A 23947-nucleotide genomic window follows, 5' to 3' on the forward strand; every position below is an offset into this window, starting at 1 on the left:
TGTGGCACAGGCTTGTCAGCGCACTCCCATCCATTCCGCAAGTTACTGATTCGCCTTCAATCGTTGGCGTTGCAAGCGGCAGTGCAACTGCAGCTTCATCACGAAATTGCTGACAGACCGTACTGGCATCGAGATACTGCCACCAGTGCAAAATGTCCTGTTTAGCCTTTTGCATCACCTAAGCTGCAGGCAGTCTATTCGATTTGCGGATCCCCACAGTCCTTGGCAGCGAACCATTAACGAGAACACCAATGGCCTGCTGCGACAGTACATGCCCAAGGGAACCGACCTATCGGTGTTCAGTCAGGAGGAGTTGGACTCTATCGCCTTCCAGCTCAACACGCGGCCTCGAAAGCGGTTAGGCTTTAGGCCACCCTTGGAAGTATTTATGGATCTGATCAAACGTACTCAGGAAGCGCCACTAGGCATTCATTAAACCGAGTGTTGCACTTGAAGTTGGAGACCGCCCTGTATGAGTGATCCTCGGATCGTATATGGACTCCCCGTTTGCCAGCATGAGGCACGATAGGCGGTAGGTACGACTGCACACGTATATCCGGTCTTATGAAAGATGCCAACGGCATCGGATCCTAATGGGCTATTCGCACGTCAGCTCCCATTCGCTTACACGAGCTCTATGGCTCAGCGATCCACAGGGGTTTTCTGACGTCGGTTCGACCTGTTCGCCATCTAGCAGCATGCTCAGCAATCGTTGATGGTGGGGTGCCTCAGGTTTCCGGTGCTACGCCGCCTGCGATGCCAGGTCGGGGTCATAGGCCTTGTCGTGGCGTGTGATCGCCCAGGCGAGGCGAGCCGTCTTGTTGGCCAGCGTGATGACCACGACATTGGCGTGCTTGCGTTGGGCCAGTGCCTGACCCAGTGGCTGAGGTTGTCCTCCCGGCCTTCGCTCCATCGCAGTGCCGTGCGAGCCCCATGAACCAGCAAGGTGCGCAGATAACAGTCGCCGCGCTTGCTGATGCCCAGCTGGCGGTCGCGCCCGCCGGTACTGTGTTGTCGCGGTGTCAGCCCCAGCGAGGCGGCAAAATCGCGGCCGCGTTTGAAGGCTTGAGCATCGCCCAGGGCGCCGGTCAATGCACTGGCGGTCAATATGCCGACGCCGCGTAGGGTCATCAGGCGCCTGGCGACGGGGTCAGTCTGGGCGTGGCGCTCAATGCGTTCTGTCACCGTGACGATGCGGTCATCAAGGTGGCGAAGATCCTCGGCGAGACTCGGCAACAAGACACGAAAGTCGTCGGTCAAGCCGTTCTCGGCATCCTCCAGCCAGCGTGGCAAGGCCGCGCGCAGCTGGCCAATGCCGGTGGGCGCCACCAGCCCGTACTCGCCGATCAGGCCACGAATCTGGTTGGCCTTGGCGGTACGCTGCTGAACCAGTTCACTGCGTGCCGCCTGAACATCCTGCTGGGCGACCGTCTTGACGGCGACGAAGCGCATGTGAGGCCGGTTCATGGCCTCGCAGATCGCTTCGGCATCCACGCGATCGTTCTTGTTACTCTTGACGTAGGGCTTCACGAACTGGGCGGCGATCAGCTTGACGTGGTAACCGCGCGCCTGCAGCACGCGTGCCCAATGATGGGCGGAGGCACACGCTTCCATGCCGATCTCGGCGCCCGCGGGGACGCGCTTGACGATGGCATCCAGCCACTTGTCACGCTGGTACTTGCCGCGCCATTGAACCTGATCATGGCGATCGACGCCGTGGACATGAAAGACGGACTTGGCAATATCGACACCAACGCGTGAAATGCTCATGGGATGCGCTCCTCAGCCGGTGACCTCACCCTCTCAGTATGGCGCACCGGCGCCGGTAGAGGGTGGGGAGGAATCCATCCCATTGTTTACGGATGAACTCCTGGCGCTTGTCATCGCACATCTGCCCGGTGCGGGTCAGGAACTCGATGGCAACCTCCCACTCCGCCTGGGTGAGCTCGACCTCCCTGATGAAACCGTGCAGGTGCTTGACCAGTGAGGCCATCACCTCACGCAGGCGGGGAGTCACCTCATCGCCCATGCGGGCGTTGACCGCCTCGACGGAGCGCTCTTCGGTGAAGTAATCAATCTGTGACATTTGGCGTTCCTCTCCTTGGGCCCGCCTTGGCAGGCTCCTATACTTTATTCAGGGTTGGCACCGCTCCAGGCTCGCTGCAGCAGTTCACGAACGGCGTCACGCTCAACAGGCTGGGGGTTCCAGTAGGGGGTCTTCACGGCTAGGTCGGCGGCACGATCCAGGTCGGATTCGGCCAACCCCAGCTCCTTGAGCGCCAGAGGCGCCCCGAGTGACCTGGCGAAGTCATGCAGGCCAGTGCCCAGCTCACCGCCGAACAGCTCGGGGGCCGGTGCCAGCACATCCGCCGCGGCGCGGGCGTTGTAGGCGACGGTATGCGGCAGCATGATGGCGTGGGTCTCGGCATGGGGCAGGTCGAAGCTGCCGCCGAGGGTGTGACACAGCTTGTGGTGCAGTGCCATGCCTACCGTGCCCAGCACGGTGCCACACAGCCATGAGCCGTAGAGAGCGTTGCTGCGGGCCTCTACATCACCGGGGCGTTCGACGATGACCGGGAGGGCCTCCTTAAGGCCGCGGATCCCCTCCAGCGCAATCAGTGCCGTGATGGGATTGCGGTCCTTGGCATAGAGGCCTTCGACGGCATGGGCCATGGCATTTAGCCCGCTAGTCACGCTCATACCCACCGGCAACCCCAGGGTCAGGTTAGCGTCATAGATCACCACCTCGGGCAGGATCGAGGCGTCCTTGACGGTAGTCTTCACGCCCTCCTCGGTCTGGCCCAGGATCGGCGTAGCCTCGGAGCCGGCATAGGTGGTGGCCACCACCACCTGAGGAGCGCCATTGCGGTAGGCAATCGCCTTGCCCAGGCCGATGGTCGAGCCGCCACCCAGGGCGACCACGCAGTCGGCCCCCACCTCGGCGTAGGCCGCCACGGCCTGCACGGTGACCGCCACCGGCGTGTGCATGGCGGCTTCACTGAAGACGCCAGCGCCCAGCTCACCCAGTTCATGGTTGAGCCGCTCGGCATCCTCGCGCTGGAAAGGGGTAGAGAGCACCAAGGCTCGGGAGCCACCAAGCTGGCGAATCTCGTCAGTTACCTTGGCCAAGCTGCCAGGGCCGAACACGATGCGAGCCGGGTTGGCGGTATAGATGAAGTCGTGTGACATCATAATCTCCAGGGGAAAATTATTATCGATCGTGGCTCAGGCGCAGCGACTGGTCTGATGGTTCGGTGCCTGCATGTGTAGCTGCAGCATGACTTCATCGCACTGCCGGCGCAGCGCTTCTGGTGAACTAGAGGCGGCTAAGTAGTAGTCGGGGCGAACCATCACGTAGGTGACATCGATCTCGTTGAACCAGCGCGCATAGGTGCCATCCGAGTCCTCGGCGTCACATGGAGTGCTAGGAGCTCCCAGGGTCACGGCGCGCCCTCTCAGCAGGCTTAGCTGTTCAAGCCGAGCCGCATTTAGCGCCGCTTCCGGCGATGCCCCGAGGCCGATCACCATCCACCACCCCACAGCCTCATCGAAATTGATCGTTCCCTGAAGCGCACGATGGGCTTACTTACGCCAAAGCGAGCACTCCTGAAATATTACTTGTAAAAGTTAGTAAAGACCGAAGCAGTAATGACTCCGGCCTTCACTGGACAGGTGCATTGATTCCAATGCCAGGACGCGTCTTCTACGAGTGGACTGGGGGGAATACGCCATTGAGGAAAGACGCCAGTTCCTCCGTGCTATCCAGCGGAAAAATGCCGGCCACGTACTGATCCGGGCGTACGACCACTACTGCGCCACCCCGAGAGATAGCACGTTCTTCGAATATATCGTGGTCCTCGAGTGTACCGAACACATGCTCCATATCGGTCAGCTCGAAACACCCCGCTTTAGGCTTAAAAACCTGGGCAACATCTGACATATCGAAGTCAGTGTAGGCCTGTTGGTGGATCAATTTGATGTCGAACAGCAGGGGAGGCAAAGCCTCTTCCGCCCAGTAGGTCCAGGATCCCAGCACCTCAGACTCGTTGGGGGCTGGTGCGTCTGCAAATACATACACGCGCCAGCGACCATCAGCAGTGTGCTGGTGGCCAATGTGCAGAGGCACCAGATCACATACCCGACCCACCTGTGCGGATTTGAAACGTCGGCCTATTGGGTAGCCGGCCGCGAGTTGCTGATGACGTACGGATGTGGTGATTATGGATGGCTCGTACTCGGTGAGGTAACCGGCATTGAACTCCGCTGTCTGGGTATAGAACGTTTCCAGTTCCTGTGGATCCTTTAGTCGGTCGTTCGACTCAGCCATGAGAGAAGACCACTGTTTGTCGAACTCGATAAGCCGGTGAGCAATGTCTCTGCGTTCGTCGGCATAGGTACATAGAAGTTGCTTGGGGCTGTTACCGGTGAGCACATGGCCCAATTTCCAAGCAAGGTTGAAGCCATCCTGCATGGAAACGTTCATTCCTTGGCCTGCTTGCGCTGAGTGTGTATGGCAGGCGTCGCCAGTGATAAAAACGCGCGGGTACTCACTGTTTGTTTTTTCGGAGCTCCTGTCATCGAAATCGTCAGTGATACGGTGGCTTACCTCATAGACTGAGTGCCACACCACATTTCTCACATCAAGCTTATATGGATTCATGATTGCCTGAGCTTGAGCGACTATCTTCTCGAGAGGGGTTTCCCGGACACTACGTTCGTTGCCTTCCGGAACTTCTCCAAGGTTTACATAAAGGCGGAACAGGAACCCACCCTCGCGCGGGATGAGTAGGATGGAACGACCATTGTTGGCTTTAATGGTGCACTTCTTTCGAACATCCGGAAAGTCAGTATCTGCAAGAACATCCATGACACCCCAAGCCTGGTTCGCTTGGTTACCGCTAAGCCGGTACCCCAGCGACTTTCGAACATTACTCCGTGCGCCGTCTGCTCCAATTAGATACTTTGTCCGGATCTGAAACTCTTCACCTTGATCGTCACCAGCGGAGCGGCGTAATGTGACTTTGATCGGATAGTCGCTGTCTTCCAATACATCAAAATCAACGAATTCATAACCGTAGTCCGGCTCCATGCGAGTGGGCGCGTTTTTCATGTAACGGTTAAAATGATCAATGATTCGCGTTTGAGTAATGAGCATCATGGGCCATTCACTGAACTTTGTGGGGAGCTCCCGGACACTGCTTTCCCGCGCGACATGCTCTGGTTCGTTCGGATCCGGCTTCCAGAACGTCATGTCTGTAATAGTGTGGGCCTCCGCATAGATCTCGTGCGCGAATCCAAATGCCTGAAATGTCTCCATGGTTCGCGAATGAACACCATCTGCATTGGCCAGTTCCAGACGGTGGCCACGCTTTTCAATCATGCGTGTATTTATGTTCGGAAATTGTGAGAGCTGCGCAGCTGCGATTGATCCGGCCGGCCCACAGCCGACGATGAGAACATCCATAGTCTCTGGCAGATCTTTGGGTCGATCGACTCCAACCCCTTGAGCCGGCAAGGTCATAGGGTCACCGGTTTGATAGCCTGATACGTGAAACTGCATATCAATACTCCAACTTATTATATATTGAAAATATGTGTTGATGGTTTTCTGCATTTAAGAGCCCTAACAAGGCTCTCCGAACGCCAGCTGGTCTTTCAGTTTCGATCGTCAGACCTTAGCGCTGGCGGCCAGCTGGCTGGCCTGGTTCTGCTCGTCTTCCTTGGCCTTGGCGCGCGGACGCGCGTGGCGGTGCTGCAGCTCGGGCTGCTCGGTCTTGGCCAGCTCGATGTCGAACACCACCTCGGAGAAGGAACCGTCCAGCTCGCGCTTGGCGATCTCGTCCTTGTCCTCGATGCGCTTGGCCGTCACCACCAGCTCCTCGCGGGTCGCGAAGGCGAAGTCGTCGAAGGTGTAGGGGTCGCCCGCCAGGTTGATCTGGGTGGTCAGGTGCTGGTGACCCGGCGCGGAGATGAAGTAGTGGATATGCGCCGGGCGCTCGCCGTGACGGCCCAGGGACTTGAGCACCACGTCGGTGGGGGCGCCTTCCGGCACGCCGTAACCGGAGGGGATGATGCTGCGCGCGGTATAACGCCCTTCGCTGTCGGCGTAGATGGTGCGGCGCATGTTGTACTCGTCCTGGGTCGGATCGAAGAACGAGTAGCAGCCCTTGGAGTTGCAGTGCCAGATCTCGACCTTGGCGCCGGGGATCGGGGTGCCGTCCACGTCACGCACCTGGCCGGTCAGCCACATCACCTCGGCATCCGGGTCGCTGCCGTCGTCCATGCGCGCGAAGCCCTCGGCTTCCGGGGCGCCGGCCACGTAGAGCGGGCCCTCGATGGTGCGCGGGGTGCCGCCGGTGCGCTTGGCCTCGGCGTCGGTCGCGTCCTGGCGCATGTCCAGGAAGTGATCGAAGCCCAGGCCCGGGGAGAGCAGGCCGAACTGGGTATCATGGCCCAGGGCATTGAGCAGGCTGACGGCGAACCAGTACTCCTCCTCGCTGACGTCGAAGTCGTCGATCAGCTTGTAGAGGTCGGAGATCAGGCGGTGCATGATCTGCTTGGCGCGCTCGTTGCCGCCCTCCTGGTCGAAGCCGGCGACGGTCTTCAGGAAATCCTGCACTTCGGGGGTGCCGAATATCTTCACGGTCATGGTGTTGTTCCTATTGTGTTATTCCGTGCGGGTCGGCGCCGATCGACGACCCGCTGTCGGTCAGATGCGCTTGAAGAGGGCCGAGCGTTGGGTCGTCTCGGCACCATCGGCGGCGGTGAGGAAGCGCTCCATATCAATGTCGCGCTCGAACAGCCGGCCCTTCATCAGGCCCCGAGGTGGTATCGATCATCGGCGACGGCCGCACAGGTAGGCCTTGTGCTCGCTGAAGCGGCCATTTAAGTAGGTATTGGCCGTATCCTGAACGAAGCCCACGAAACCATCCCAGGCGTCATCATCTAGGGGTGAATTAAGGGCCGGCACGTAGGTGAAACTCTCGTGCTCGGCGGCAAGCTGTTCGAAACGTTCGCTTCTCTCCTTTACGCGCACAAAGCGCTTGAGGTTCCTGGGAATGGATGACTGGGACATCTAGCACCTCCGAGTGAGTCGTCACCCAGGTGTTACAAGAGCCGTGCCAAGTTCCGAAAAAAAGGCATAGATCATTGCGAAACAATGACCTGCGTCATGGGAAGTGAGAGCTCACAGGAGAGCTGGCATGAGAGAGATCAAGGAAATGGTGAAATGCTGCGGCGCAGCTTCACAAAAACATGAAATCCTGGAAAAGCCGGGGCTGGGCCAGGCGGATGTTGGTGGAAAACGCATTGGGGACTTATGCTGTGGCCTTCGCCGGCGACAAGACCGGCCGGCCGGCTGAGTTAGACTAAAGAACAACCCAGCCAATAATAGAACAACACGCGACCGCCTGACGCCACGAGGAACCCCATGCCCGCACTCCTGACGACCCCGCACTACCCCGACAGCCAGGACATTCTCGACAAGTTGCGTTTCCTGCCTGACGAGGGCCAGATCTGGCTCGGCGAGCAGCGAATGCTGCTGCTGCAAGTACAAACCATGGCCACCTTCCGCAAGGAGATCGTCAATACCATGGGCCTGCAGCGCGCGCGCAGCTTCTTCATGCGACTGGGTTACCATGCCGGCATCCAGGATGCCGAGCTGGCCCGGGCAGTACGCGGCCAGGACATGTCGGTGGAGGATGGCTTTTTGACCGGCCCTCAGCTCCACGCCCTGCGCGGGCTGGTGAAGGTGGCGCCCATCGCCCTGGAGATCGACACCCAGAGCGGGCACTTTTATAGCGAGTTCGAGTGGCAGGACTCCTACGAGGTGGCCATCAGCCAAAGCGCTTTCGGCCTGCTCAAGGAGCCGGTGTGCTGGCTGCAGCTGGGCTATGCCTGCGCCTACTCCAGCCAGTTCCTGGGCCACGAGATCCAGTATCGCGAGGTGGAGTGCCGGGGCCGTGGCGACGAGCGCTGTCACATCGTCGGCAAGCCGGCCCATGAATGGGAAGATCACGAGGCCTTCGCCGAACTCTTCCGCGAGGATCCACTGATCGACGAGCTCTATGAGTTGCAGTCACGCATCGCCTATCTCGAAGACGACATCGTCCGACACCAGGGCGAGGAGCGTCATCGCCCCATTGGCCAGGCCCCGGCCTTCCTGGGTGCGCTCGACCTGATCGACCGCGCCGCGCGCTCCGAGGTATCGATCCTGCTGCTCGGCGAGACCGGTACCGGCAAGGAGATCTTCGCCCACCGCGCCCACCAGCAGAGTGAGCGCTCTACCGGTCCCTTCGTGGCGGTCAATTGCGCCGCCATCCCGCCCGAGCTGATCGAGTCGGAGCTGTTCGGCGTCGAGAAGGGGGCCTATACCGGCGCGGTGCAGTCCCGCGCCGGGCGCTTCGAGCGTGCCCACGGCGGCACCCTGTTCCTCGATGAACTCGCCGAGCTCTCGCCGCGCGCCCAGGCGGCGCTGCTGCGGGTACTGCAGGAGAAGCAGATCGAGCGCGTCGGCGGCCAGGCCAGCTACCACGTCGACGTCCGCATCATCGCCGCCACCCATGGCGACCTGACGGAGCGCGTCCAGGACGGTCGCTTCCGCGCCGATCTCTTCTACCGGCTCAATGCCTATCCGGTGATGATCCCGCCGCTGCGTGAGCGTCGCGACGACATCCCCCCGCTCGCCGAGCACTTTCTTGCCCGCTTCGAGCAGCACTATCGCATCAAGACCCTGGGCTTCACCGACCAGGCCCTGGCGGCCATGCACCGTCATGCCTGGCCGGGCAATATCCGCGAGATGCAGAACACCATCGAGCGTGGTGTGATCCTCACCGGCGACCGTCAGTCTATTAGTGAGCAGGCGCTGTTCGGCCAACGGCCTGATCCTGTTGGTCAGGTACTTGGCGACAGCGGGCACCTCACCTCAGACACCTCAGACACCTCAGCAACGAGCGATACCGGCGATGCTCTGGAAACGCTGTGTACCAGCATTCTGGAAGGCGGCATCGCGCTCGAGACGTTGGAGGAAGCACTACTGGAGCAAGCCTATCGCGAGGCCAAGGGCAATATCTCAGCCGCCGCCCGGCGCCTGGGGCTAAGCCGGGCGGCCCTGGACTATCGGCTGAAGAAGCCGGGAAAGGTGTAGCGAATGAATCGACGGCCTACATGGCGGGCAACGACAGTAGAGCCGTGGGGGCAGGACAGACCGCACATCACCCAGTGAGCCGCTGCACGGTCACCGTGCGATGTGCGAGATCAAGACAGAGCAGGCCGCCTTGCCGATGCGCTTGTGCAGGGGGAGGCACGGATTTATCCTTGCTCAGTTCAATGAGAATAGCTTCAGTCTGGATAATTGCACATGTCCGCTCGTAAGGTAGCGTCACTATACTTCTTTCCTTGTTCTAGCAGCCCTTGGTTTGAGTATATATCTCCATACCCCCTGATCTGAGTACGGCTCCAAAGGTGGTCAAATGATACGCGATAATCGCCGTTTTTTTTACGGCGTGATTCCTTGGAGACATGGAGAATATTATTCGTGCGGGCACACAATAGTTAGAGTCGATGCTTTTTAAGACGGTAGGCATAGGCTGCACGCGTCATTCCTAGACGCTGCGCTGCTGCAGATATATTTCCGCCACTATCACTATTGGCGGCTTGAATTAGTGCTCTTTCTATCTCTTCTAATGTCATGCCAGCGTCTAGTAGTGGCTGAATACACTGTCGTGGAGTTAGGCTGCTGGAGTTGTCGTCGAGTGTTGGCATGAGCATGCCCGTATCATCCAGGCCTTGGGCTTTCTCGCGCTCCAGTGTCGGGACGCGGTAATCACCAAACAATGCTTTTTCAGTAATGTGTTTATTGTCAGCAGTGAGAATCACACCTCGTTCGACGCAGTTCTTGAGTTCGCGAACGTTTCCTGGCCAGCGGTACTGGTGCATGGCTGAGCGAGCCTGGTCGGAAAAGCCAAGTGTGCGGCGTTGGTAGTGATGCTCGAAGTGGGTGAGAAAGTGCTCCGCCAATGGCACGATGTCGTCAAGGCGTTGGTACAACGGTGGTACGCTCAACGTAAAAGCGTTAAGGCGGTAAAATAGATCCTGGCGAAAATTACCCTGTTCAACACGTGTTAGTAGGTCAGTATGGGTAGCGGCAACGATACGCACGTTGACCTCTGTAACACTCTCGCCGCCGACACGTTCGATCTGACCTTCCTGAAGCGCGCGCAAAAGCGCTGCCTGGGCACGCGGTGAAAGTTCCGCAAGCTCATCCAGAAATAGGGTGCCTCCATCGGCGCGTTCAAAACGGCCCATACGTGACTGCACCGCACCCGTGTAGGCGCCCTTTTCGACACCAAAGAGCTCTGACTCAATGAGTTCAGGCGGTATAGCAGCGCAGTTTATTGCAATAAATGGCCCGCTGGCACGGAGGCTATGATCATGCAGACGTCTCGCAAGAATCTCTTTTCCCGTACCGGTTTCGCCCAGTAGCAACACGGGAACCTCCGAGGGAGCAGCACTGTCGAGCATGGTGAGCATCTCTCGAAAGGCTGGTGTTGAGCCAATTGGCCCCCAGGTTTCCTGGTCTCGTGTGCGAGCCAGATCGCTTTCCAGTGTGGCAATACGAGCCTGAAGTTCGTAAAGCTCGTCAATTAGAGGAGCTTCACGCAGTAATTCAGCAAAGGCGACATGATCAGGCCACTCTTCGGCCAGCTTGCCAATGATGCGGCAGTTGTCGTCGCCACAGGCGCGGCAACTCACTTCTCTGTATTGTACCTCGCGCCCCAAAAGCTGGGTGGCGTAGCCTGACGCGTAACCCAGCAGCGTCCAGCAAGCCGGTTCGCGCTGCTGGCCGCGGGAACGCCATACGTCGACTTCAAACGAACCTTTCCATATGAATTCGCTATAAAAAAGATCCTGCTCGAGATTCATCTCCAGGCTGATCGGCACAGCCTGCACATGCCCCTGCAACGCATGTAGCTGTGGCCCTGCGAGAAAGCTCTCCTCCAACCCTAAACGCTCCCCCCTCAACGACTCGCCAAGCTCGGCATCCATCAGTCCTGAGTAGTAGCCGAGGCGCATAAAGATCCCCCGGGCGCGCTCCATGCCCAACGTCGTAATTAACTCGTTACGAAAGAATGTCGACGCGGCAAGTGGCATCAGCAGCATGCGCTGCTCGCCTAGCCAAATTTGGCCCTCTTCAGGCAGAAAGCGTAGCGCGTCCATTAAGTCGCGAGCATTCGGGTAGTCAGAAGATGAAATTAACATGCCGACTCACGTTGAGGTTGGTAGCAAAGGGGGTAGAAACAAAAGAGTACCACTTGGTTTGCAGCCTTGGAAAAGCACAACAGCTACAAAGAAATGAAAGCTGGTTGATTATTTGATGAAGGGTTAATCAAATGATTAAACGTTATTTGCGAACGGATGTTCGCCAACCGGATTTAAAAGTCATGTAGATCAGTTAATTCCTTGATAGCCGTCCTATTTCTTATATCGGCACGCTTTTTGAAAGGTAGTTGCTAAAGGATCAGCGATAAGTCATTGATTTATACTAAAGTATTAGATTTTCAATGGTCGTGCTGGGTACCTTGGTTATGACATGCCCCTGTCGAAATAACGGAAGATGCTGATATGTACAACATAACAACCGATAGGAACACCGTGGATAGCAACGGCCCAACCCGCCGCCTGCCGTTTAGGCCCCTTTCATGTCCTGCTATTAAGCGCCTAGCACTTGTAAGTGGCCTGCTGTTGCCACTAACAACCGCTAGCTTGGCAACAGCTGCCGAGGAGCGAGAACCTGCCGAGGTGTATCGGCAGGTTTGCTCTCATTGTCACAACCTAGATAAAGCAGTTGGGCCCATGATTACCATGCCTTTTCCTGAAGGGGCCTGGGAGGTGAGGGGGAATCATATACGTAACACGGTTAGACAAGGCCGGGCTGCGATGCCTTCATTCCGTGAAGCCAAAATCAGCGATGCCGAGCTTGAGGGACTGATTGACGCTTTATTACGCGGTGAACTGGCAAATGCCGCCACAGGTGAGGAGTAATGCCATGAAGCTAACACGCCGAGCATTGCTCAAAAATAGCTTATTACTGGGCGCATCCGCACCGTTATCGATAGGTAGTGCCTTCGCCGCGAACCAGGCAAATATGTCGCAGCAAGGCCAGATCAATCTTTATGGCAGTAATGAGTCGACTACCGAGCTAGGGCTTGGGCTCCGTCAGCAAGGTTTGGAACCACGCTATGAAGGACGCCTTAACCCGCTAGCGCTGAGTGCCTTACCCAGCGGCACGCTGGCAGCCGGCTTTACCGATGAGTCGGGCATCGTACTGCTTACGAGCCTGCTTGCCGGGCGTGGTCGGATTCTTGCACTGGGGCGCCATGAGTCAAACCAGCACCATTTGTTAAGTCACCGCGGACCTGTTGTCGAGCCAACGACTATTGAAACGGGAAGTTGGCAAGCTTCTTTAGGACGTGAATATGCCCGCTTAGCGTTGACCTCAGCTCGCGATCGTCATGCGCGACATTTTTTGAGTACGGCAACTTCGACGAGTGTCAGCGAGCAGAGCTTCCTGGTTCAACTCTAAATCTATATCACAATAATCGAGAGACACGTTTATGAGCACGACAAAGCGTATTCTGCCTAAAGACATTGCAGAGGCCGATTTCGATGCCGCGTTAAATCAATTTCGCGAAACGATTGGAAGCGAGAGCGTTCTGACCGAGAGCGAACAGCTAGCGCCCTATACAAAAATAATGATGGCTGGAGATGCTTCCGATTATATCCCCTCGGCTGCGTTGCTGCCCAATGACGCTGAGCAGGTGCAGGAACTTGTACGCATCTGCAACGAGTATAAAGTACCGATCTGGACCATTTCTACAGGTAAAAACCTCGGATACGGGTCAGCTGCACCCGGCGAAACCGGACAAGTCATTCTCGATCTGCACCGCATGAATCGTATTCTCAGCGTGGATCCAGAGGTCTGTACAGCGCTGATCGAACCCGGCGTCACGTACCAGCAACTCTATGACTATATCCAAGAGAAAGGCTACAAGCTTTGGTTAGATCCGCCCGCACCGTCGGCGATTGCTGGGCCAGTTGGTAATACTCTTGATCGTGGTGTGGGCTACACCCCTTACGGCGAGCACTTCATGTTTCAGTGCGGCATGGAAGTGGTGCTGGCCAATGGTGAGATGATTCGCACCGGCATGGGCGGAATTAAGAATTCCAGTTCATGGCAGGTATTCAAGTGGGGCTATGGTCCCTATATCGATGGTCTCTTCACCCAATCCAACTATGGTGTCGTGACTAAGATGGGATTGTGGCTGATGCCCGAACCACCGGCGTATCGACCTTTCTTGATCCAGTATCAGGATCCCGAAGATATCGCCGAGATCGTTGATGTGCTGCGACCACTGCGCATCTCTCAAATCATTCCTAACGCAGTAGTGATTGTGCACACCCTGTGGGACGCAGGTACCCATGTGGTACGCAAGCATTATTACGATGGTAAAGAATCCATACCAAGAGAAGCCATAGAGCGGATCAAGCAAGATGAAGGCATTGGCGAGTGGAACGTCTACGCGGCGCTCTACGGCACACCCGAGCAGATCGAGGTCAACTGGAATATCGTTGAGCAGGCATTTGGGGCCAGCGGCAAAGCTAAAATCATGTACGGCGATGAAGCTGAACAGCGTGGCGGTGGTTTCGAATACCGCTCGGCATTGATGAAGGGCGACATGAATCTGCAAGAGTTCGGGCTGTATAACTGGCGCGGTGGCGGCGGTTCTATGTGGTTTGCCCCAGTGTCGCAGGCAAAGGGTAGTGAGACCAAAGATCAGACCGAGTTAGCACAGCAAATTCTTGGCAAGTATGGCTTTGACTACGTAGCCGAATACATTGTCGGCTGGCGCGATATGCACCACGTCATCGATTTGCTCTACAACCGTGAAGATCCAGAAGAGACTCAACGCGCTCATGACTGTTTTGCAGAGTTGATCGATGAGTTCGCCAAGCGGGGCTATGGCCTCTACCGCACTAACACAGAGTTCATGGAGCAAGTAGCGGGAACGTTCGGCGAGCCGCTGCGCAATGTGCATACCGCTCTGAAGAATGCACTGGATCCCAATGGCATTTTATCGCCAGGCAAGTCGGGTATTCGTCAGTAGACTTGAGTTCGCGGAAGCCATTTATGTTTCAAGTTCCATCAACTTCCGCTGCTTGAATTGAGTCTTTCTCAATTATAGGTACGAACCATAGAAAATAACGATACAAGAAGGTGGTAACAGATGAAACCCAATTTCAAGTTTAAGCCAATGATGACCATAACCTTGACAGGCTTACTGGTTATCCAAGCACCGAGTGGCGCGCTAGCCAATAATGGGGATAAAAGTCATCTAAACGCAAATGCCCCTGGTGATAAAAGCAATACGACAGTGGTGATGCTCGGTACAGGAACCCCGGTTTTAAAACATGAGCGGGCAGGCCAGTCGATACTCATTGTGGTGGATAAGGAGATGTATCTGTTTGATGCCGGTCCAGGTTTCGTGAGGAATTTTGATGCCCTTTCCGGTGAGGACTTCATGCCTGAGGATATCTACTTTGACAATAATTCGGTTTACGGAGCGATGAACAAGGTGTTTCTCACCCACCTCGACTCTGACCATGTGATGGGTATGCCCGAGCTGATGCTTCGTCCATGGATTATGGGCCGTAGCGAACCGCTGAAGGTAGTTGGTCCCCAGGGTACGAAGGCGATGACCACAAATATTCTTGAAGCGTATGTGGACGATATCGATCATCGGCTGAACGGTACCCAACCTGCTAGCGAAGATGGTTTCACAGTTGAAGTGAGTGAGATCAGCGACACTCAGGTCGTGCACCAAGATGACAAGGTGACCATTACCGCCTTTAACGTTCATCACGGAAGTTGGGCAGATGGTATGGCCTTTGGCTATCGCGTGGAAACACCCGAAAAAACGGTGGTGATCAGTGGAGATACTCGGCATGAAGAGGAGCTTTACCAGTACTTCGATGGTGCCGATATTTTGATTCATGAAGTGATGAGTGAGCAAGGCGTAAGTCAGCTCCCGCAAAATTGGCAAAACTATCTGTACCACGCTCATACCAGTACGCAACAGCTAGCCGAGATAGGTCGCCATATAGCCCCCGAGTTACTAGTAATGAATCACCCATTATTTTTTGGCCAGAGCGACGAACAGCTGACCAATGAAATGGCCAATTATTACGATGGGGAATTCGTGCTTTCCGAAGATCTCGATATCTATAAATGAGGTTGGTTGCGACCAGTAGTAACGACTCTGAGCATTCAAAGGAGCAACAAAATGAGCGGCACTTATAGCGATTTTTATCTTCAGCTAATCGGTGGTAAATGGCGCGAGGGCAGTAGCGAGCGTACCACCGAAGTTCTCAACCCTTACGATAACCGCGTACTGCTGACGACGCGCTTAGCCAATCGCGATGATTTGGATGCCGCATTCACGACGGCAGAACAAGCCCAAACCGAGTGGGCGGCGACGCCACCTGCTGAGCGAGCTGAGTTATTGCAGCGTGTGGTAGCGATCTTCGATGCGCGTAAAGAAGAAATTATTGACTGGTTGATTCGTGAATCAGGCAGCACACGTCTAAAAGCAAACATTGAGTGGGGGGCGGCTCGCGGTATCTCCCGAGAAGCTGCCAGTATGCCGGGGCGTGTCCACGGTATGACGATGTCCTCCAACGTGCCAGGTAAGGAAAACCGTATCTACCGCAAGCCTCTTGGCGTGGTGGGGGTTATCAGCCCATGGAATTTTCCGTTACATCTTTCTCAGCGTTCCATCGCCCCCGCGCTGGCGCTGGGCAATGCGGTAGTGGTTAAGCCAGCTAGCGATACGCCGGTTACTGGCGGACTACTGCTAGCGAAGATCTTCGAGGAGGCTGGTCTGCCCGCCGGCCTACTCAGTGTGGTGGTCGGTGCTGGCAGCGAAATCGGGGATGCTTTCGTCGAACACCGCGTACCCCGTATGATCTCTTTCACGGGCTCGACCCAGGTAGGCCGCGGTATCGGGCGAATCGCCAGCGGCGGTGAACATATTAAGAAGGTGGCGCTGGAGCTTGGTGGCAATAGCCCCTTCGTAGTGTTGGATGACGCAGACCTTGATCAGGCAGTTAACGCCGCGGCGATGGGTAAATTTCTCCACCAAGGACAAATCTGCATGGCGGTCAACCGCATCATCGTTGATGAAAGCGTCTATGACGACTTTGTCGAGCGCTTTGTCACCAAGGTGAAAGGACTGCAAGTGGGTGATCCCAACGATATGGCTACGGTCGTTGGGCCTGTTATCAACGTCAAGCAGCGTGAAGGGCTGGAAGAGAAGATTGCTACTGCCAAGCGTGAAGGCGCTACCGTTTTGGTAGAGGGCGAGATTAATGGCCAGTTGATCCCACCGCATGTATTCAGTGATGTCACCCCGGATATGGAAATCAGTCGTGAGGAGATCTTCGGTCCGTTGGTCGGTATTCAGAAAGCCCGGGACGAGGCTCACGCACTAGAACTGGCTAATGGCACTGAGTACGGCCTCTCCAGCAGCGTTTTCAGTGGTGATATCGAGCGCGGAATGCGCTTTGCCCAGGGCATCAAGGCAGGCATGACTCATATCAACGATATGCCAGTTAACGATGAGGCTCATGTGCCCTTCGGTGGTGAGAAGAACTCGGGCCTTGGTCGTTTCAATGGTGATTGGGCAATCGAGGAGTTTACTACCGACCACTGGATCAGCGTGCAGCAAACGCCGCGCCGTTATCCTTTTTAACTCCCCAGAAGACACCCCTTTTACCCTTATAACAACGCTTGTCACCCGACTCGGGAGGGTGACTCGTTGGCTGATAAAAGAGACAACAAGCCATGAAAAAAACGACCTCCATCTTCCTGGCGGCACTCAGTGCTAGTGCCGCAGCGTCTTCGGCACTAGCCGTTAACGGCCACTACTCACTCGGCATCGAGGGCTTGGGCGCAGCGGCGGCACCGCCCCAAGGACTCTATTATCGAGGCTACCTGGTTCATTATGAGGTCGACAGCTTCAATGACGGTTCCGGCTCATCCGTGCCGGGGAACAATAGCGGCACGGTCAGCGCACTAGCCCACCGATTTATATGGATGACAGATAAGACGGTTCTAGGTGCCGATTACGGCATGGAGACGATTATTCCCATGCTGGATATCGAGTTTGATCTGGATGTTGCCGGGGGGAGCCGCTTCGACGATGACGGCATCGGTGATCTATTTGTCGGCCCAATAATTCTCGGTTGGCACGGTTCCCAATGGGATATTACCTTCGCTGGCGGCCACTGGTTCGACACTGCTGACTTTGATGCCGATAACCCAGCTTCGGTGGGCAAAGGATACGGCACTACCATGCTTACCTTGGGCGGCATGTGGCACTTTGACGAGGAGAAACGTTGGAACATCTCGGCCCTGTCGCGATATGAGATCAAGACCAAACAAGACGATACCGGCGTCACTCCCGGAGACAGTTGGCTGGTGGAGTGGGGGCTCGGCCATCGTTTGAACAACGGTCTTGAGCTGGGCTTGGTCGGCTATAACGCCTGGCAACTAGAAGCCGATGAGGAGGCGCCAACCACAGACAAGGCGGAGCGCCATGCAATTGGGGCTGAAGCAGGCTATCTGTGGGCCACCGCCGGTGTGATACTCAAAGGGGCCTATTATCATGAGTACGACACGCAGGCCGGTGGTCTAAAAGGTTTGGAGAGCGATGGGAATACTCTCCGCCTACAGTTGACTAAGTTTTTTTGATTTGAGCTGCTCCCGTTCATTTCGGGCGGGAGCATGAATGGAGAAGAGTCATGCAAATTAAAGCAGCGGTTACGGTAAAGCAGGGTGACGATTTTCAGTGGCAAAACGTGGACTTGACTGACCCGGCTAACGGCGAGATCCGCGTACGTATCGTTGCGACTGGCGTGTGTCACACTGATGCGGTGGCCCGTGACTTGGGGATTGCGCCGTTTCCTATTGTGCTGGGGCACGAAGGAGCTGGCGTCGTCGAGGCGCTCGGTGCAGGTGTGACGGGTCTGGAAATTGGCGACCATGTGGTGCTGTCGTTTGCACACTGTGGAGAGTGTGATCACTGTTTGACCGGGCATCCAACCGTTTGCGGTACATTCAACGAACTCAATTTCGGGGGTGCCATGGACGATGGCAGCCATCGGCTGCAGCGGGATAACGAGGCACTGGCAACTTTCTTCGGCCAATCTTCGTTTGCTACCCACGCCGTGGTAAGCGCGCGTAACGCAGTGAAGGTCGATCGGGAGGTCGAGTTAGCGATGCTCGGCCCATTGGGTTGCGGTATTCAGACGGGGGCGGGGACGGTGCTCAACCGTCTTAAACCTGAATTTGGTAGCTCAATTGTGGTGTACGGCTGTGGTGCGGTGGGCCTTTCCGCTGTCATGGCAGCTAAGATCACTGGCTGTCAGCACATCATTGCGGTGGACGTAAACGAAAGTCGCTTAGCGATCGCTCGCGAACTGGGCGCAACTCACACCGTTAATGGCAAGCAGGAGCAAACTATTGAGCGCGTGCGGGAGATTACCGGCAACGGCAGTGAGTACGCTGTGGAAACAACCGGTGTACCACTTGTGGTACGTCAGTCACTGCAGGCGCTGCGCCCCTTAGGTGTCTCGGCAATTGTCGGTGTCACCCCTGAGGTTACGTTAGATGTTCACCACGACTTGATGGCGGAAGGAAAGTCCCTGATTGGTGTGATTGAGGGCGATTCGGTACCACGGGTGTTCATCCCTCAGTTGGTGGCCTACTACAAAGAAGGTCGCTTTCCTTTCGATAAGCTGGTCACGTTCTACCCAGCGGATCAGATTAACCAAGCCTTCGAAGACTCCAAAAATGGCACTACCGTCAAGCCGGTACTAAAAATCGGCTAAATATGTAGATACTAATGGGTGAATTCGACACCGATAATTTTATAAATATTTGAAAGAGAAGAGTAACGCTAGCAGCTACAGTCGGAGGCCGTGTATTCGAGGTCAAGGGCTTGGCTCTGCTATACGGGTGACGATGAGGGCGTGGCATTATTGCATCAGGATATATGGTTTTTGATCAATATGCGGATTAGTCGCTGGCGACTAATCTGCTCAGACTCTATGTATTGCATTGGGTTAGAAGCCCCCCTATAGCACGACATCTGTGCAGTCGTGCTATATGCATCCACCTTCTGCTCGGAAAACTGTAGTCAGATCACAACTCTTCGAGTTCACCCATTTCTGAGTATAGCATTAGAATTAAATACGTATTTCCATAGCTTTTACTTTTGCTAATATTTAAAAGCGTGAGGTGGCTTTGTTGGTAGTCCCAGTTAAGCATGATTTTAATTATTTTTTTAACATTTGTTTATCTGAGGAGTTTGGAGTATTTAGTGATGAAGAGGGAGGAAGTCTACTTAGTAATAGAGAGCATTAAATTTACGCTGTATAAAATTAAATATGATCAGAGTGAAGTAATTACTGCTATTAAGGCCTGAGTTCAAGCATTGGTTGAATTCAGGAGCACAGCGTCTTTGGTTTTCAGCACGCCTGACTAATATCACAGGAACTCGTCGATTAGGGTTTTATAGCCTCAACCTTTTCTGAGTAGCGGTTTAGCTTGCCAACGACTTTATGTTGGCTAAGTTCGTGACCTATCTGAGATCTTTTCCCTTGGTAAATATTGGCAGTGTCAGATCTATGGTTTTCCTCTTAAATAATACGTAAGATTTTGAATTAAGACAGCATTTTATCCGCTAATAGTCGCATTTGCACTAGTTATTGGTACTAGGTGTTGATGCTGGTCATATTCATGCCTACTAGCAGAAAAGAGCGCGTTTTAATGAACCTGATAAGAAAGGCGCTGTGGCACGGATAATTCAGATACCGTCCAAGCTGGTAAAGCGATTCCCATGAATTAAGAGTGGAGATAACAATATGCAACTGCCGTCACTAATCGAAATCCCCAATGGTGAAAAGGTGATACCGACCTTCTCGGATAGCGAAATGAAGGATCGGTTGGCGCGTCTGCGCGACTACATGGCGAAGGAAAATATCGAAGCGGTGGTATTGACGTCATACCATAACATTAACTACTTCAGCGACTTTGTTTACTGTAAGTTTGGTCGTGACTATGGCCTGGTCGTCACTCAAGATCGCTTTACTACCGTGACCGCCAATATTGACGGCGGCCAGCCCTTCCGCCGCAATCACTTGGGCGACAATATCGTCTATACGGACTGGCAGAAAGATAACTTCTTTAAGGCCGTAAAGCAGCTCTGCGCAGGCAACCGTCGCGTTGGTGTTGAGTTCGACCATATGACGCTGCAGAACCAGCAGAAGCTGTTGGCCGTTCTAGGTGACGTGAAGTTAGTCGATATCGGCGTCCCCACCATGAAAATGCGCATGATCAAGTCCGCTGAAGAGATCGCGCTGATTCGTCAGGGTGCCCGCATCGCCGACGTGGGCGGTGTGGCCGTTCGTGATGCCATTTCGGCCGGGGTTCCGGAGTATGAGGTTGCGCTGGCCGGACAGGCTGCCATGGTACGCGAAATCGCCAAGACCTACCCGCATAGTGAGCTGATGGATACCTGGGTTTGGTTCCAATCGGGTATCAACACTGACGGTGCACATAACCCCGTGACCAGCCGCCGCGTACAACCGGGTGATATCCTTAGCCTGAACACCTTCCCAATGATATCAGGCTATTATACCGCACTAGAGCGAACACTGTTCTCCGAGTATGCCTCCGATGATCATCTGCGTCTCTGGCAAGCTAACTGCGAAGTTCACCGCCGTGGTCAAGAGCTGATCAAACCCGGTGTACGTTGCTGTGATATTGCTCATGAGCTCAATGAAATCTTCGCCAAGCACGATCTACTTCAATACCGTACTTTCGGCTACGGCCACTCCTTCGGCACCCTCAGCCACTACTATGGCCGAGAAGCAGGCCTCGAACTACGAGAAGATATCGAGACGGTGCTCGAACCCAACATGGTGGTTTCCATGGAGCCGATGATCACGGTACCAGAAGGGCGTCCGGGAGCTGGCGGATACCGTGAACACGATATCTTAGTGGTCAACGAGCATGGGGCCGAGAACATTACCGGCTTCCCTTATGGCCCGGAGCACAACTGAACCGCCCCGGTTATTCCGGAGACCGGTTTGTTTGAGTCAAGCAGCTTCACCCGACTCTTCCAGTTGACGATAATACGTCCTTTCTCGTTCTGCTGGTGGAACGTTTCCGATGGGTTCCAGCAGTCGGCGGTTGTTGAACCAGTCAACCCACTCCAGCGTGGCATACTCAACGGCATCCAGTCCCCTCCATGGGCCACGATGATGGATCACCTCCGTTTTGAACAAGCCGATGATGGTTTCAGCCAGCGCATTGTCGTAGGAGTCGCCGGTGGTGCCGACTGAGGCATTGATACCCTCGTCAGCCATACGCTCGGTGTAGCGGATCGAGAGATATTGGCTTCCCCTATCACTATGATGGATCAACCCTTGTCTGTGTTTTCGTGCCCACAGAGCTTGCTCCAGAGCGTCCAGCACCAGTGCCGTTCTCATCGACGTCGCTACACGCCAACCCACGATACAGCGTGCATAAACATCGATAACGAACGCAACGTAAACGAAGCCAGACCAGGTAGCGAGTAGAGTAAGAAACAGGGCGTAGTCGTACTATTTCCCTGCTTCTCCTCTCCGAACCGTACGTGCACCTTTCAGCGCATACGGCTCTCCATTCAAGCGTGGCTCAAAGCCAAGGCAACATCGCGGTAGCGAGAGGTGACGGTATTGCGTGTTTCTTCCCTGGGCAGATACGGATTTACCTCGGGAAGCCGCCACCGGAACGGTATTTTCCGGCTTGATACCAATCGACGCAGGCTTACCACACAGAATTTGCCAGCGTGGTTGGGGCCGAAGAATTGCCATGTCTTGGCCTCTTTCCCTTGAGGTCGGCAGAAGTGCTTTCGCATCAAGGGCTTGATCGATGCTCGGTACTTTCGTGCCAACCAGTGGGCGAGTCGCCAGAAAACAATGCCATCAATCTTCTTGTACGTCATCGCGGTATAGTCGGTGAATTGGTAGAACGTGGCCCAGCCCGCCAGGCGGCGGTTTAGGCGATCTACCATATCGATCCGATTCTCGCTGTGATTGCCGGCCAGTTCCTTCACCAAGGTGGCGGCGAAGTTTCTGGCCTTATCGCGGGGGATGGATGTGACGGGGCGCATAGTGCCACTAGGCCCCCGTTTCCGAATGATCCGGTGGCCAAGGAAGATGAAGCCATCATTGACGTGTGTGATATGGGTCTTTTCCATATTCAGGGTCAGTGACAGGTCATCTTCCAAGAACCGGCGACATTCTTCACGGATGGCATCGGCTTGCGCCTTATTTCCTTTAACGGTTAAGACGAAATCATCCGCATAGCGGCAATAGGCTACCGCCGGTTTCCACTGGCGGTCTTCACGCAGGGCAACAGGACGTTGCAGCTGAATACTGGAGTTCCAGTACCAACGATCCTTGCGGGCTTTCTTGCTCAAGTAGCGCTGGTCAAGCCACTGATCGAACTCATTGAGCATGATGTTCGAGAGTAGCGGTGACAGCACGCCCCCTTGTGGCACGCCGTCATGAGCCGCATGAAACAGCCCCTTGTCGACATGCCCTGCCTTGATGAATCGCCATAGTAGCGCCAGGAAACGTCCGTCCCGAATCCGTTTGCGGACACACCTCATAAGCTTTCTGTGATGAACCGTGTCGAAGTAGCTAGCGAGGTCACCTTCGATGACCCAGCGACCCCTCGGCACTCCACTGTCCGTCAACTGAAGTTTCACGGTGCGGATAGCATGGTGCACGCTGCGTTCTGGCCGGAACCCATAGGAGAGACGATGGAAATCGCTTTCCCAAATAGGCTCCATGGCCATTAGCATCGCACGTTGTACAATCCTGTCGCGCAAGGTCGGTATCCCCAGCGGGCGCTGTTTGCCGCTGGATTTTGGAATGTAGACGCGACGTGCTGGCTGCGGCTGATAGGTGCCGTCCAGCAGTTCAATCCGAATTTCTTCCAGATGCTGGCTGAAATTCTGCTCAAACGCTCGCCGATCTACTCTGTCGATACCAGCGGTTTTAGCCCCTGACGACGCCAGTGTTCTGAACGCCGCTTCCTGGAGCCAGTCACGCCTTGTAATCAGTCTCAACAGCCGATCGAACCGTCGGTTCGAATCCGCTGTTGACCACATTGCCAGCTTGCTTTGCATTTCCCCGATTATCAAAGGTCTTCACCTCTCTGGGTCAGGTAATCCGTAGAGCAAGCCACTTGAACTGCCTCCCTTCGCCATGTGGTGGGCTTTCCCCACCTCGGACTACTACGGAGGCTCCGCCAGCTTGCCGGGCATCGGGGTCGCACTCCCTTGGCATCCCGTGCAAGCCTTCCCTCGTTCACATGCTGGACTCAAGCATACGGAGGAGGTTGCCGATCGCAGTCTTTACCCTTGCATGCTGCAAGTTGTCGCACCTGCCACGAGTTAGCTGCGCACTGCTCGTGACTCCACCGGTGGCGGGCTACTAATACACCACCGGCAGCAGCAATGGGCCCTATGTGTTCCCACTGCCGAAAATGCGCACCTCCTATTAAGCCGTGTAGGAGGTGGCGACATGTTCAGCCCACAGACGCGGATGAGTCGGTTCGTGTTCCTCAACCTTTCCGTACTCAGCCTAGAGATGCATCTTGGCGTAACGGCTTCGCCTCACACCCCGTTTCCCACGGGTTACGTCACCCTGCCAGTACACAGCAGGTCACCGCCGCTTCGGCTCATGCTCTCTCACAGCAGAGAGCAGCCCTTCGCTATGAACATCCTGTCCGACACGAAGGTATTCCAGTCATGCTTGTGCCCGTTCAACTGCT

Annotated in this window: 18 protein-coding genes and 3 pseudogenes; 11 read left to right on the plus strand and 10 right to left on the minus strand. The window is 55.4% G+C overall.

The window, feature by feature from the left end:
- Positions 1 to 193: 193 nt before the first annotated feature.
- Positions 194 to 436 (plus strand): annotated as a pseudogene (locus KO116_RS01920) (IS30 family transposase); the annotation flags it as partial.
- 306 nt (positions 437 to 742) lie between these two features.
- On the opposite strand, the pseudogene KO116_RS01925 reads toward KO116_RS01920, so the two are convergent.
- From KO116_RS01925 to KO116_RS01955, 7 genes and pseudogenes are all read right to left on the minus strand, one after another.
- Positions 743 to 1770 (minus strand): annotated as a pseudogene (locus tag KO116_RS01925) (IS110 family transposase).
- 25 nt (positions 1771 to 1795) lie between these two features.
- Positions 1796 to 2086, minus strand: a complete 291-nt coding sequence (locus tag KO116_RS01930; protein ID WP_035562932.1) for a dioxygenase — start codon at positions 2084 to 2086, stop codon at positions 1796 to 1798.
- Positions 2087 to 2130: 44 nt separating this feature from the next.
- Complete coding sequence (locus KO116_RS01935; protein WP_035562935.1) at positions 2131 to 3189, minus strand: maleylacetate reductase; 1059 nt, start codon at positions 3187 to 3189, stop codon at positions 2131 to 2133.
- 36 nt (positions 3190 to 3225) lie between these two features.
- Positions 3226 to 3528 (minus strand): hypothetical protein, encoded by a 303-nt coding sequence (locus KO116_RS01940; RefSeq protein ID WP_035562938.1) that lies wholly within the window; start codon positions 3526 to 3528, stop codon positions 3226 to 3228.
- Between the two features lie 175 nt (positions 3529 to 3703).
- Positions 3704 to 5560, minus strand: a complete 1857-nt coding sequence (locus tag KO116_RS01945) for an FAD-dependent monooxygenase (RefSeq protein WP_035562941.1) — start codon at positions 5558 to 5560, stop codon at positions 3704 to 3706.
- 108 nt (positions 5561 to 5668) lie between these two features.
- A complete protein-coding gene (gene catA, locus KO116_RS01950) occupies positions 5669 to 6649 on the minus strand; it encodes a catechol 1,2-dioxygenase (RefSeq protein WP_035562943.1) in 981 nt (326 codons plus the stop codon).
- A 186-nt stretch (positions 6650 to 6835) separates the two neighbouring features.
- Positions 6836 to 7075, minus strand: coding sequence for a hypothetical protein (locus KO116_RS01955; protein ID WP_035562946.1), 240 nt, complete (start codon positions 7073 to 7075; stop codon positions 6836 to 6838).
- A gap of 127 nt (positions 7076 to 7202) precedes the next feature.
- On the opposite strand from KO116_RS01955, the gene KO116_RS25285 reads away from it, so the two are divergent.
- Together KO116_RS25285 and KO116_RS01960 are read left to right on the plus strand one after the other, a co-directional pair.
- A complete protein-coding gene (locus KO116_RS25285) occupies positions 7203 to 7361 on the plus strand; it encodes a hypothetical protein (protein ID WP_158414199.1) in 159 nt (52 codons plus the stop codon).
- 68 nt (positions 7362 to 7429) lie between these two features.
- Positions 7430 to 9145, plus strand: a complete 1716-nt coding sequence (locus KO116_RS01960; RefSeq protein WP_035562949.1) for a sigma-54-dependent Fis family transcriptional regulator — start codon at positions 7430 to 7432, stop codon at positions 9143 to 9145.
- Positions 9146 to 9552: 407 nt separating this feature from the next.
- On the opposite strand, the gene KO116_RS01965 is transcribed toward KO116_RS01960, so the two are convergent.
- Positions 9553 to 11259 (minus strand): sigma-54-dependent Fis family transcriptional regulator, encoded by a 1707-nt coding sequence (locus KO116_RS01965; protein WP_035562953.1) that lies wholly within the window; start codon positions 11257 to 11259, stop codon positions 9553 to 9555.
- Positions 11260 to 11622: 363 nt separating this feature from the next.
- Between KO116_RS01965 and KO116_RS01970 the strand changes: the two genes are divergently transcribed.
- The 8 genes from KO116_RS01970 to KO116_RS02005 all read left to right on the plus strand — a co-directional run bounded on the left by KO116_RS01970 (position 11623) and on the right by KO116_RS02005 (position 21183).
- Entirely contained in the window at positions 11623 to 12042 is a 420-nt protein-coding gene (locus tag KO116_RS01970; protein WP_082072531.1) for a c-type cytochrome, read from the plus strand.
- A gap of 4 nt (positions 12043 to 12046) precedes the next feature.
- Positions 12047 to 12583 (plus strand): hypothetical protein, encoded by a 537-nt coding sequence (locus tag KO116_RS01975; protein ID WP_035562958.1) that lies wholly within the window; start codon positions 12047 to 12049, stop codon positions 12581 to 12583.
- A gap of 31 nt (positions 12584 to 12614) precedes the next feature.
- On the plus strand, positions 12615 to 14165 hold the full coding sequence (locus tag KO116_RS01980) for an FAD-binding oxidoreductase (RefSeq protein WP_035562962.1): 1551 nt from the start codon (positions 12615 to 12617) through the stop codon (positions 14163 to 14165).
- Between the two features lie 120 nt (positions 14166 to 14285).
- Positions 14286 to 15290, plus strand: coding sequence for an MBL fold metallo-hydrolase (locus KO116_RS01985; protein WP_052703700.1), 1005 nt, complete (start codon positions 14286 to 14288; stop codon positions 15288 to 15290).
- 51 nt (positions 15291 to 15341) lie between these two features.
- Positions 15342 to 16808 carry an aldehyde dehydrogenase family protein gene (locus tag KO116_RS01990; RefSeq protein WP_035562965.1) on the plus strand — a complete coding sequence of 489 codons (1467 nt, stop codon included), beginning with the start codon at positions 15342 to 15344 and terminating at the stop codon, positions 16806 to 16808.
- 92 nt (positions 16809 to 16900) lie between these two features.
- The gene (locus tag KO116_RS01995; protein ID WP_035562968.1) at positions 16901 to 17809 is read left to right on the plus strand and encodes a SphA family protein; all 909 of its coding nucleotides are present in this window, start codon (positions 16901 to 16903) and stop codon (positions 17807 to 17809) included.
- 50 nt (positions 17810 to 17859) lie between these two features.
- A complete protein-coding gene (locus KO116_RS02000; RefSeq protein ID WP_035562971.1) occupies positions 17860 to 18948 on the plus strand; it encodes an NAD(P)-dependent alcohol dehydrogenase in 1089 nt (362 codons plus the stop codon).
- A 1035-nt stretch (positions 18949 to 19983) separates the two neighbouring features.
- Positions 19984 to 21183 (plus strand): M24 family metallopeptidase, encoded by a 1200-nt coding sequence (locus KO116_RS02005; protein ID WP_035562974.1) that lies wholly within the window; start codon positions 19984 to 19986, stop codon positions 21181 to 21183.
- A gap of 36 nt (positions 21184 to 21219) precedes the next feature.
- On the opposite strand, the pseudogene KO116_RS24435 reads toward KO116_RS02005, so the two are convergent.
- Positions 21220 to 21705 (minus strand): annotated as a pseudogene (locus KO116_RS24435) (IS3 family transposase); the annotation flags it as partial.
- 83 nt (positions 21706 to 21788) lie between these two features.
- Positions 21789 to 23240 (minus strand): group II intron reverse transcriptase/maturase, encoded by a 1452-nt coding sequence (ltrA, locus tag KO116_RS02015; protein ID WP_442905807.1) that lies wholly within the window; start codon positions 23238 to 23240, stop codon positions 21789 to 21791.
- Between the last annotated feature and the right edge of the window lie 707 nt (positions 23241 to 23947).

Origin of the sequence: Halomonas sp. KO116 (assembly GCF_000734975.2) — a bacterium.
Lineage (GTDB): Bacteria > Pseudomonadota > Gammaproteobacteria > Pseudomonadales > Halomonadaceae > Vreelandella > Vreelandella glaciei.

Coding starts and splice junctions, on each gene's coding strand:
- KO116_RS01930 (WP_035562932.1), bottom strand. CDS start 2,086: ATGTCACAGATTGATTACTTCACCGAAGAGCGCTCCGTCGAGGCGGTC.
- KO116_RS01935 (WP_035562935.1), bottom strand. CDS start 3,189: ATGTCACACGACTTCATCTATACCGCCAACCCGGCTCGCATCGTGTTC.
- KO116_RS01940 (WP_035562938.1), bottom strand. CDS start 3,528: ATGGTGATCGGCCTCGGGGCATCGCCGGAAGCGGCGCTAAATGCGGCT.
- KO116_RS01945 (WP_035562941.1), bottom strand. CDS start 5,560: ATGCAGTTTCACGTATCAGGCTATCAAACCGGTGACCCTATGACCTTG.
- catA (WP_035562943.1), bottom strand. CDS start 6,649: ATGACCGTGAAGATATTCGGCACCCCCGAAGTGCAGGATTTCCTGAAG.
- KO116_RS01955 (WP_035562946.1), bottom strand. CDS start 7,075: ATGTCCCAGTCATCCATTCCCAGGAACCTCAAGCGCTTTGTGCGCGTA.
- KO116_RS25285 (WP_158414199.1), top strand. CDS start 7,203: ATGAGAGAGATCAAGGAAATGGTGAAATGCTGCGGCGCAGCTTCACAA.
- KO116_RS01960 (WP_035562949.1), top strand. CDS start 7,430: ATGCCCGCACTCCTGACGACCCCGCACTACCCCGACAGCCAGGACATT.
- KO116_RS01965 (WP_035562953.1), bottom strand. CDS start 11,259: ATGTTAATTTCATCTTCTGACTACCCGAATGCTCGCGACTTAATGGAC.
- KO116_RS01970 (WP_082072531.1), top strand. CDS start 11,623: ATGTACAACATAACAACCGATAGGAACACCGTGGATAGCAACGGCCCA.
- KO116_RS01975 (WP_035562958.1), top strand. CDS start 12,047: ATGAAGCTAACACGCCGAGCATTGCTCAAAAATAGCTTATTACTGGGC.
- KO116_RS01980 (WP_035562962.1), top strand. CDS start 12,615: ATGAGCACGACAAAGCGTATTCTGCCTAAAGACATTGCAGAGGCCGAT.
- KO116_RS01985 (WP_052703700.1), top strand. CDS start 14,286: ATGAAACCCAATTTCAAGTTTAAGCCAATGATGACCATAACCTTGACA.
- KO116_RS01990 (WP_035562965.1), top strand. CDS start 15,342: ATGAGCGGCACTTATAGCGATTTTTATCTTCAGCTAATCGGTGGTAAA.
- KO116_RS01995 (WP_035562968.1), top strand. CDS start 16,901: ATGAAAAAAACGACCTCCATCTTCCTGGCGGCACTCAGTGCTAGTGCC.
- KO116_RS02000 (WP_035562971.1), top strand. CDS start 17,860: ATGCAAATTAAAGCAGCGGTTACGGTAAAGCAGGGTGACGATTTTCAG.
- KO116_RS02005 (WP_035562974.1), top strand. CDS start 19,984: ATGCAACTGCCGTCACTAATCGAAATCCCCAATGGTGAAAAGGTGATA.